This is a genomic window from Pseudomonas sp. NPDC088414 (assembly GCF_044753325.1).
Taxonomy (GTDB): Bacteria; Pseudomonadota; Gammaproteobacteria; order Pseudomonadales; family Pseudomonadaceae; genus Aquipseudomonas.
In genome coordinates this window covers 1-9,636 of sequence record NZ_JBIVMY010000056.1, presented here as the reverse complement: position 1 = coordinate 9,636, position 9,636 = coordinate 1, and the positions used below count along the sequence as shown (strand labels likewise).

At 60.7% G+C, this 9,636-nt stretch carries 10 protein-coding genes and 1 pseudogene; 6 read left to right on the top strand and 5 right to left on the bottom strand.

From position 1 onward, the window contains the following. Positions 1 to 419 precede the first annotated feature (419 nt). Positions 420 to 1,211, top strand: a complete 792-nt coding sequence (locus ACIP8I_RS26740) for a crotonase/enoyl-CoA hydratase family protein (RefSeq protein WP_400764869.1) — start codon at positions 420 to 422, stop codon at positions 1,209 to 1,211. A 108-nt stretch (positions 1,212 to 1,319) separates the two neighbouring features. Here the strand turns inward: ACIP8I_RS26740 and ACIP8I_RS26735 are convergent, their stop codons facing one another. After that, positions 1,320 to 2,075, bottom strand: a complete 756-nt coding sequence (locus tag ACIP8I_RS26735) for a spermidine synthase (protein WP_400764867.1) — start codon at positions 2,073 to 2,075, stop codon at positions 1,320 to 1,322. A 153-nt stretch (positions 2,076 to 2,228) separates the two neighbouring features. On the opposite strand from ACIP8I_RS26735, the gene ACIP8I_RS26730 reads away from it, so the two are divergent. Beyond that, positions 2,229 to 3,575 carry a class II 3-deoxy-7-phosphoheptulonate synthase gene (locus tag ACIP8I_RS26730; RefSeq protein ID WP_007964815.1) on the top strand — a complete coding sequence of 449 codons (1,347 nt, stop codon included), beginning with the start codon at positions 2,229 to 2,231 and terminating at the stop codon, positions 3,573 to 3,575. Positions 3,576 to 3,692: 117 nt separating this feature from the next. On the opposite strand, the gene ACIP8I_RS26725 is transcribed toward ACIP8I_RS26730, so the two are convergent. Further along, positions 3,693 to 4,919 (bottom strand): winged helix-turn-helix domain-containing protein, encoded by a 1,227-nt coding sequence (locus tag ACIP8I_RS26725; RefSeq protein ID WP_400764866.1) that lies wholly within the window; start codon positions 4,917 to 4,919, stop codon positions 3,693 to 3,695. Between the two features lie 64 nt (positions 4,920 to 4,983). Then, positions 4,984 to 5,205, bottom strand: a complete 222-nt coding sequence (locus tag ACIP8I_RS26720; protein ID WP_007964812.1) for a DUF1127 domain-containing protein — start codon at positions 5,203 to 5,205, stop codon at positions 4,984 to 4,986. A gap of 96 nt (positions 5,206 to 5,301) precedes the next feature. On the opposite strand from ACIP8I_RS26720, the gene ACIP8I_RS26715 reads away from it, so the two are divergent. Further along, positions 5,302 to 6,156: a LysR substrate-binding domain-containing protein gene (locus ACIP8I_RS26715; RefSeq protein WP_177325748.1), complete on the top strand. Its 855-nt coding sequence runs from the start codon at positions 5,302 to 5,304 to the stop codon at positions 6,154 to 6,156. Here the strand turns inward: ACIP8I_RS26715 and ACIP8I_RS26710 are convergent. Further along, entirely contained in the window at positions 6,146 to 6,895 is a 750-nt protein-coding gene (locus ACIP8I_RS26710; RefSeq protein ID WP_400764871.1) for a sulfite exporter TauE/SafE family protein, read from the bottom strand. The genes ACIP8I_RS26715 and ACIP8I_RS26710 overlap by 11 nt on opposite strands. Before the next feature lie 110 nt (positions 6,896 to 7,005). On the opposite strand from ACIP8I_RS26710, the gene ACIP8I_RS26705 reads away from it, so the two are divergent. The 3 genes from ACIP8I_RS26705 (at position 7,006) to ACIP8I_RS26695 (ending at position 9,247) form a co-directional block, all read left to right on the top strand. Beyond that, a complete protein-coding gene (locus ACIP8I_RS26705) occupies positions 7,006 to 7,962 on the top strand; it encodes a LysR family transcriptional regulator (protein WP_400764864.1) in 957 nt (318 codons plus the stop codon). A 73-nt stretch (positions 7,963 to 8,035) separates the two neighbouring features. After that, positions 8,036 to 8,503 carry a MarR family winged helix-turn-helix transcriptional regulator gene (locus ACIP8I_RS26700; RefSeq protein ID WP_400764862.1) on the top strand — a complete coding sequence of 156 codons (468 nt, stop codon included), beginning with the start codon at positions 8,036 to 8,038 and terminating at the stop codon, positions 8,501 to 8,503. A gap of 324 nt (positions 8,504 to 8,827) precedes the next feature. Further along, positions 8,828 to 9,247: an organic hydroperoxide resistance protein gene (locus tag ACIP8I_RS26695; RefSeq protein WP_003226782.1), complete on the top strand. Its 420-nt coding sequence runs from the start codon at positions 8,828 to 8,830 to the stop codon at positions 9,245 to 9,247. A 192-nt stretch (positions 9,248 to 9,439) separates the two neighbouring features. Here the strand turns inward: ACIP8I_RS26695 and ACIP8I_RS26690 are convergent. Next, positions 9,440 to 9,631, bottom strand: a pseudogene (locus ACIP8I_RS26690) (elongation factor P); the annotation flags it as partial. Positions 9,632 to 9,636: the final 5 nt, after the last annotated feature.

Here is a 9,636-nt window from a genome sequence, read left to right as displayed (position 1 = left end):
GACTGCCTCTACGTGCATCCGCAAAGACCCATGCTCCAAAGCTGCACATGCCGTGTTGAGACTCAAGAGTCGCCCTGGCAGCTTTGTCGGCGGGGATTTGCGAAAACGTATGAATGAAAAAGAATCGTCAAGGAAGAGCCCGCAGTGCGGACGTGCAGCCGAAGCTGACTTCGGGGAATTGCGCTACCTAAACGCGGCCCGGTTAAAGGCCGGCGCGCACTATACCGGAATTTGCCCGAAAAGGGAGCTTTTTTTATCAGCTGAATCGCTGTGTCACCGCTGTGTAACGGGGTTTTGCGGATAATCGTGCGAAGGTCTATTTTGCAAAGGCCCGGCCTTGCGGGCGATGACGCTTAAACGATTCACCGATGTGCGGCATACCGTCGCTGCACCCGCCCTTCCCGCCCGAGGATTTACCCATGAATCAGCCCTGCCCCGGCCGCGTCAGCCGTGAACGTCGTGGTCATGTCCACCTGATCGGCCTGGACCGAGCGGCCAAACGCAACGCGTTCGACCTCGATCTGCTCAACGCGCTGAGCCTGGCCTACGGTGAGTTCGAGGCCGACAGCGAAGCGCGAGTGGCCGTGGTATTCGGGCATGGCGAGCACTTTACCGCCGGTCTGGATTTACTGAATGCGAGCTCGGCGCTTGCCGAAGGCTGGCAGGTTCCGACCGGTGGTTGCGACCCATGGGGTGTTTTCGTCGGACCGCGAGTGAGCAAACCGGTGATTGTTGCCGCGCAGGGCTACTGCCTGACCATCGGCATCGAGTTGATGCTGGCCGCCGATATCAACCTGTGTGCGAGCAACACCCGCTTCGCGCAAATGGAAGTGCAGCGTGGGATTTTTCCTTTTGGTGGCGCGACTTTACGTTTTCATCAAGTGGCGGGATGGGGCAACGCGATGCGCTGGTTGCTGACCGGAGATGAGTTCGATGCACACGATGCGCTGCATTTGGGCCTGGTACAGGAAGTGATGGCCAGCGAGGATCTGTTGCCACGAGCGATTGAGTTGGCCGAGCGAATTGCCCGGCAGGCGCCGCTGGGGGTGCAGGCGACGCTGATGTCGGCGCGGCAGGCGCGGTATGAAGGTGAGACCGCGGCGGCACAGGGGTTGCCGGCGCTGGTGAAGAAGTTGCTGGGGAGTGAGGATGCCAAGGAAGGGGTACGGTCGCTGGTTGAGCGGCGCCCTGGAATCTTCAAAGGGATCTGAGAAAACGGGTGCTCTTCAGGCCCTCTTCGCGAGCAAGCTCGCTCCCACATTTGGAATGCATTTCAAATGTGGGAGCGAGCTTGCTCGCGAAGGGCCATTACTAACCACTCATGTCGCCGGGCGAATTGCGTTGATCAACGACTGCAACGAATACCCCAACCGCGGCGCCAGCGCTTCGGCCCGGGCGGTCAGGGCTTGCATGTCCAGGTCCTGATCGAGATCCGCCGGCACAATCAGAATCACATTGCCCTCCTTCACCGGCAGCTCCCAGTAATGCCGGTGATAAAGCCCGCGCAGCAACGCTGCGCCCAACGGCTTTCCGTCATCGGTGGCCCACTGGTTGATCACCAGCCAGCCACCCGGATTCAGACGTTTCTGACAATCACCGAGGAAACTCCAGGCCAGATGCCCGACACCCGGGCCGACATCGGTGTAGAGGTCGACAAAGATCAGATCCGCAGGCTCGGCCGTCGGCAGCAACTCCAGGGCATCGCCGACACGAATGTACAAACGCGGATCGTCATCCAGCCCTAGATATTCGATGGCCAGGCGCGGCACGTCCGGGCGCAGTTCGATGGCTTCGACGTCTTCCAGCGGCAGAAACTTGAGACAAGCCTGGGTCAGGGTGCCGGCACCGAGGCCGAGAAACAGCGCGCTCTCCGGTTGCTCATGGCACAACGCGCCAATCAGCATCGCCCGGGTGTAGTCGTATTCGAGCCAGCTCGGATCGGCGGTGAACACGCAGCTCTGTTCGATGGCATCGCCGAATTCCAGAAAGCGGTAATCGGCCACTTCCAGCACGCGAATCACGCCGAACTCATCCTGTACCTCGGCGAGCAACAGCTCGACGCGCTCCTCAGTCATTTCGTCTCCTGATGGTCACCGGGCGCGGTGACGCGATGGCACCGCTCCGGCGCCGTGGCAAAGCGGCGATTGTCGGTGATGGGGCGGGAGCAGGTCACGCACTAATTGCTGCTACCATGGGCTTCCCGTGCGTAGAACCAATTAGAGACCGTGATGAGCCAACCGTGGAGCCCTGACAGCTGGCGCGCCCTGCCGATCCAGCAACAACCCCAATACCCTGACGCGGCGCATCTGCGCCAGGTCGAGCAGACCCTGGCCAGCTATCCGCCGCTGGTGTTTGCCGGCGAAGCACGCGAGCTGCGCCGTCAGTTTGCCGAAGTGACTCAGGGCCGGGCGTTCCTGCTGCAGGGCGGCGATTGCGCGGAAAGCTTTGCCGAGTTCTCGGCGGCGAAGATTCGCGACACGTTCAAAGTATTGCTGCAAATGGCGATCGTGATGACCTTCGCCGCCGGTTGTCCGGTGGTCAAGGTCGGGCGCATGGCCGGCCAGTTCGCCAAGCCGCGCTCGGCCAACGACGAGACCATAGACGGCGTGACCCTGCCCGCCTACCGGGGTGACATCGTCAACGGCATCGGTTTCGACGAAAAGAGCCGGGTGCCGGATCCCGAGCGCCTGCTGCAGTCTTACCACCAGTCCACCGCCACCCTTAACCTGTTGCGCGCCTTCGCCCAGGGCGGTTTTGCCGACCTGCATCAGGTGCACAAGTGGAACCTGGATTTCATCGCCAACTCGGCACTGGCCGAAAAATACAGCCATCTTGCCGATCGCATCGATGAAACCCTGGCGTTCATGCGCGCCTGTGGCATGGACAGTTCGCCGCAACTGCGCGAAACCAGTTTCTTCACCGCCCACGAAGCGCTGCTGCTGAACTACGAAGAAGCCTTCGTGCGTCGCGACAGCCTGACTAACGATTACTACGATTGCTCGGCGCACATGCTGTGGATCGGCGACCGCACCCGTCAGCTCGACGGCGCCCACGTCGAATTTCTGCGCGGAGTGAACAACCCGATCGGGGTGAAAGTCGGCCCGAGCATGAACCCGGATGATCTGATCCGCCTGATCGACGTGCTCAACCCGGACAACGATCCGGGACGCCTGAACCTGATTGCGCGGATGGGCGCAAACAAGGTCGGCGATCACCTGCCGGCGCTGATCCGCGCGGTGCAACGTGAGGGCAAGCAGGTGCTGTGGAGCTCCGATCCGATGCACGGCAACACCATCAAAGCCAGCAGCGGCTACAAGACCCGCGACTTCGCGCAGATCCTTGGCGAAGTGAAACAGTTCTTCCAGGTACACGAAGCCGAAGGCACTTATGCCGGCGGGATTCACATCGAGATGACCGGACAGAATGTCACCGAGTGCATCGGCGGTGCGCGGCCGATTACTGAAGACGGGCTTTCGGATCGCTACCACACCCACTGCGACCCGCGGATGAATGCCGATCAGTCGCTGGAGCTGGCGTTTTTGATTGCCGAAACTCTGAAACAGGTTCGCCGCTGAATCAGTCAGATTTTTAGCGTCTGGCAGGCCGCCTTCGCGAGCAAGCTCGCTCCCACACTGGATCTGTGTCGTACACAAAACCCATGTGGGAGCGGGCTTGCTCGCGAAGAGGCCAGCTCAGTCACTACAGATTTCAGCCAATGCCACCCGCAACCGCCCCGCACTTTCGCGCTGACAATTCAATTGCACCCGCGCAAGCCCCAGCCAATCGGCCATCTGCCGCAAATTCAACGCCAGCGCCAGCATCCCCTCTTCGTCCAGCCCCGGCGCTTCCTCGTGCACTGCATGCACCGCCAATCGCCCCGCCGCCCGCTCGGCACGCAGATCGACCCGCGCGGCAATCCGCTCGTTGTGCAGAAACGGCAGCACGTAATAGCCATAAACCCGCTTGTCCTGCGGCGTATAGATCTCCAGCCGATAGCGAAAATCGAACAGCCGCTCGGTACGACTGCGCTCCCAGATCAGCGAATCGAACGGTGACAACAAAGCACTGGCGACAACTTTACGCGGGACTTTCGGCTGCGGCAGGCAGTAGGCAATCTGTCGCCAGCCGGCGACTTCGCAGGTCTGCAACCGCCCGTCCTCGACCAGTTCCGCCAGACGCGGTCGCGCATCGCCAGGGTTCAAGCGGAAGTAATCGCGCAGATCCTTTTCCGTGCCGACGCCCAAAGCCTGGGCCGCGTGCAGCAGCAAACCACGTTGCGCTTCGGCTTCATCCGGCAACGGCTGCCGCAGAATCGACGTCGGGATCACCCGCTCCGGCAAATCATACAAACGCTCAAAACCGCGGCGACCGGCCACCGTCACTTCACCGGCGGCGAACAACCATTCCAGTGCATGCTTTTCCGCACTCCAGTCCCACCACTGTCCGGCCTTGTCCTCACGGGTCGACAGGCTGCCGGCGCCCAATGCACCGCGCTCCTCGACCGCGCTTAAAACCCGGCGCACGACGTCCTGCTGTTCAAGACCAAACTTCGCCAGTTGCTGATAAATGTCCCGGCCATTTCTGGCCCGCTGCATCCGCCAGCCCAGCAACGGATACATCGCCAGCGGCAGCAACGACGCTTCATGCCCCCAGTATTCGAACAGCGTGCGCCGACCGCCCGAACTCCAGGCAGCCTGGTCGAGCAGATCGGAAGAATAGGAACCGAGACGGGAAAACAGCGGCAGGTAGTGCGAGCGCACCACGGCGTTGACGGAGTCGATCTGCAACAGCCCCAGCCGTTCGATCAGCCGGTTGAGTTGCGGCGCCTTGACGGTCGGCGGCTGGCGCCCGTTGAATCCTTGGGCAGCCAGCGCCAGACGTCGCGCCTGTTTGAGGGAAAAGGCCAGAGTCGCGGGCATGAACATCTCCTTGTCTGCTCGCAACCTACCTCACCTGAAAGTGGTTTGTGTAGTAAGGCCCTGATCATTTATGCATCGGATCGTCCCAGAACGGCCGGATGGCCTCGTGTTCGACGTCGGCACGGCTGACCCCGATGTCCTTCAGCGCTTCGTCGCTCAGGCTGGCAAGCAACTCACGCTCACGGTGCAGTTCGTACCAACGGCTAAACTTGTGCAGCAGGTCGGAAACGATATGGCCGTGGCCGGAAAATTTTGTGTCGTCTACATACTCTCTTTGACCTTTCATCGTGTTGCCCTCCTTGTGGATGGCTCAAGTCTCGCGCTGGCGCTAAGATCAATCCAACGAATGTTTCTGATGGCATTCATCACGGAGATTCATCAATTGTCGGCCTACCCCAGTATCGATACCGATGTCCTGCGCACTTTCGTTGCAATTGCCGATCAGGGCGGTTTTACCCGCGCCGGCGAGATGGTCAACCGCACGCAATCGGCGGTGAGCATGCAGATGAAGCGCCTTGAAGAAGACGTGTTGCAGCGTCAGTTGTTCGAGCGTGACGGTCGCCAGGTGCGCCTGACAGCCGAAGGCCAAGTGCTGCTGGGTTATGCGCGGCGCATCCTGAAATTGCACAGCGAAGTGTTCAACACCTTGCGCGAGCCGCACATGGTTGGCACGGTGCGCATCGGTACGCCGGACGATTACGTGATGCGGTTTCTGCCGGGGATCCTCTCGCGGTTTGCCCAGTTCTACCCGCTGATCCAGATCGAAGTGCACTGCGAATCCAGCAAACAGCTGTTGCAGCGCACCGATCTGGACCTGTCGATCGTCACTCGCGAGCCGGGCAACGAGATTGGCCAGTTGCTGCGCAAGGAGCGATTCGTCTGGGCCGAGGCGCAGAATTTCAGCGCCCATGAGCAGACGCCGCTGCCGCTGGCGATGTTCAACAGTGATTGTTTCTGCCGCTTGTGGGCCTGCAATGCGCTGGACGCAATGGGCCGCGAATACCGCATCGCCTACAACAGCACCAGCCTGTCGGCACTGATGGCGGTGGTGAGCGCCGGTCTGGCGATCACCGCGCAACTGGAAAGCCTGATCACCCCGGACATGCGCATTCTTGGCGCTGCCGAAGACCTGCCGCTGCTGCCCGAGGCCAGCATCATGCTGATCCGCAACCTGAACAATCCGTCGCCGATCACCGAATGCCTGGCCGAGCACATCGTCGAAGGCTTCAAACTTTAAACGCGAGCATCACCGCACACAGCACCAGAAAACCGCAAAACAGCCCGCGCAGGAGCCTTTCCGGCATGGCGTGGGCGACTTTCACCCCCCAACTGATGCTCGCCAGACCGCCAATGGCCAGTGGCAGGCCGATCATCCAGTCCACTTCGTGATGCACCGCGTAAGTCACCAGGGTCACGCCGGTGCTCGGCAACGCCAATGCCAGCGACAGGCCCTGGGCAACCACTTGGCTGGTGCCGAACAGGCTGGTCAGCACTGGCGTTGCCACCACGGCGCCGCCGACACCGAACAGACCGCCCATGGTTCCGGACGCTGCGCCCAACACTCCCAGCCATGGCCAGGAATAGCGCATTTCGGAAGTCGCGGCGGGTCGCTTGCCAAACATCTTCAGCAGGTTGTACGCCGAGAGCACCACGAGGAACGCGACAAAGCCGATACGCATGGTCTGCGCATCGATGCCCACCGCCCAGATCGAACCGATCCACGCAAAGCAAAAGCCCATCACCGCCAACGGCAGCGCATGATGCAGCTCGATGCGATTGCGCTGGTGATAGCGCCACAGCGCCAACATCACGTTGGGCACCACCATCACCAGCGCCGTGCCTTGGGCGATCTGCTGATCGAGGCCGAACCACACGCCCAGCAGCGGAATAGCGATCAAACCACCGCCGATGCCGAAGATTCCACCCAGGGTTCCAAGAGCGGCGCCAAACAGCAGGTACAACAAAAACTCGATCACAGCGATGTCCTCATCCGTCAGGCGATTCATCCTACGCAGTCGAGGCTGGCGGGGAAACGCACAGCAACGCACAATGGCTATGCCAATTTCGCACAAGCACCGAAGCACTCATGAATCCCAATCAGTTGACCGAACAGCTCGGGCTGTTTCTCGATGTACTGGAGAGTGGCAGTTTTTCTGCCGCTTCCCGTCGGCATCCGCTGACGCCCTCTGCCGTGGCGCGGCGCATCGACAGCCTGGAAGGCGCGGTCGGCAGCCAGTTGTTCATTCGCAGCACCCACGCCGTGCGGGCGACCCCGGCGGGTCTGGCGTTTGCCGAGCGGGCGCGGCGCATTGTCAGCGAGCTGCAACTGGCCCGTGCCGAGGCGGTGTCGTTGAGCAGTGCGCCGGAAGGCTTGATCCGCATCGATGCCCCGGCGGCTTTTGGTCGCCGCCATCTGGCGCCGGTGATCGCGGATTTTTTGGTGCTGTACCCGGGACTCGACGTGCAGTTGCACCTGATCGACAGCTTCATCGACATGCACGGCTCGAATCTGGGCAAAGTCGATCTGGTGCTGCGTGCCGGGCAAATGGCCGATACGCGGCTGGTCGCCACGCCCCTGGCGAGCATGGTACGCATTGCCTGCGCCAGCCCCGACTACCTCAAACGCCGTGGCGCACCGAGCCATCCCGCGCAGTTGAGTGAACATGACGGGCTGGATTGGGAAGGCCTCGCCCCGCCCTTCGCCTGGCGCTTCAAACTGGACGGGCAAATGCAACTGCATCGCCCCGCGCGCATCCGCATGAGCGCCAACAATGCCGAGGCACTGGTGTGCGGGGCTCTGGCCGGGCTGGGCGTCGCGCATTTGCCGACCTGGCTGGCCAGTGAGTACCTGCTGCGCGGCGAACTGCTGCCGCTGTTCTGCGAGAACGGTCTGCCGCAACCAGAGAGCACCGGCATCTATGCACTGCGCATGGAACAGCAGACCCATTCGCGCAGCCGCCTGCTCCTGGAATACCTCAAGACCCGCTTCAGCCCGGTGCCGCCGTGGGATCTGGCGCTACAGCGCGAGCTGGGCCGGCACTAGATTCTGGATAATTATCTGGCGCATTAAACATTCGGGCGCTAGATTCAAGTCCATCACCGACCAAGGCTTTGCCATGACCACCGAACGCGACACACTCGACCACTGCGATCACCTGCTGCTGGATAATCAGGCCTGCTTCGCCTTGCATTCCACCTCGCTGATGATGACCAAGGTCTACAAACCGCTGCTGCAAGCGCTGGGCCTGACCTACCCGCAGTATCTGGCAATGATGGTGCTGTGGGAAAAGGACGGTTTGACCGTGGGCGAAATCAGCACGCGGTTGCTGACTGATCCGGGTTCGCTGACGCCACTGCTCAAGCGTCTGGAAGGTGAAGGGCTGCTCAGCAGAACCCGCAGCCGTGAAGACGAACGGGTGGTGATCGTCGAACTGACCGCGCAGGGCCGGGCTCTTCATGAGCAGGCCAAAAGCGTTCCGCAATGCATCTTGGGCGCCAGTGGTTTCACCCTCGCACGCCTGCAGAATCTACAATCCGAGCTGCAAGCCCTGCGCAGCCATCTGCAAGACAGCCTGACCGGATAACAGCGCTGCCCTCTTGTAGGAGTGAGCCTGCTCGCGATAGCGGTGGTTCAGTCGGCCCCCGTATTGCCTGCTCCACCGCTATCGCGAGCAGGCTCACTCCTACAAAGGATCGGTTCACCAGGAAAAATATTCTTCAGCCCGCGCCCCTACCATCCGCTCTAAATCTTCACTTTCAAGCTGATCGACAGTGCCTTTAAAGGACCGAGATTCAGCTTTCTCAAAAAATTATCTTGCGCACTAAACATTAGCGAGCTACATTCATACCGCACTTAATTAGCGCGCAAACAATTAGCGCGAAAAAATACACCCAACGAGGCCCACACCATGCAAACTCTCTACACCGCAATCGCAACCTCCACTGGCGGCCGTGACGGTCGTGCGATCTCCAGCGACAACATCCTCGACGTCAAACTCGCCACTCCGAAAGAACTGGGTGGGGCCGGCGGCGCGGCGACCAACCCTGAGCAACTGTTCGCTGCCGGTTACTCCGCCTGCTTCATCGGCGCGCTGAAATTCGTTGCCAGCCAGACCAAACGCAAAATCCCCGACGATGCCTCGATCACCGCTCATGTCGGTATCGGCCAGATTCCTGGTGGATTTGGTCTGGACATCGATCTGCACATCAGCCTGCCAGGCCTGGAACAAGCGGATGCACAGAGCCTGGTCGAAGCGGCGCATCAGGTCTGCCCGTACTCCAACGCCACCCGTGGCAATGTAGAAGTGCGTCTGCACACCACCGTCTGAAAAGCACACACAAACCCTATGTAGGAGTGAGCCTGCTCGCGATAGCGCTGGATCAGTCACCGAAGATGTTGGCTGCACTGACGCCATCGCGAGCAGGCTCACTCCTACAGGGGATCCGCGGCGCAAAGAAATCGCAGGCACAAAAAAGCCCGACTCGATGGTCGGGCTTTTTCTTTCCGCGAAAAGCAGTGCTTATTTGGCACGGCCTTTGTAGGAACCGCCTTCGCGGGTATCGATCTCGATCATGTCGCCGATTTCGATGAAGTCAGCAACCGACAGCTCGGTACCGTTCTTCAGTTTGGCAGGCTTCATCACCTTGCCGGAAGTGTCACCGCGAGCGGAACCTTCGGTGTAGTCAACCTGACGCACGATGGTGGTCGGCAGTTATA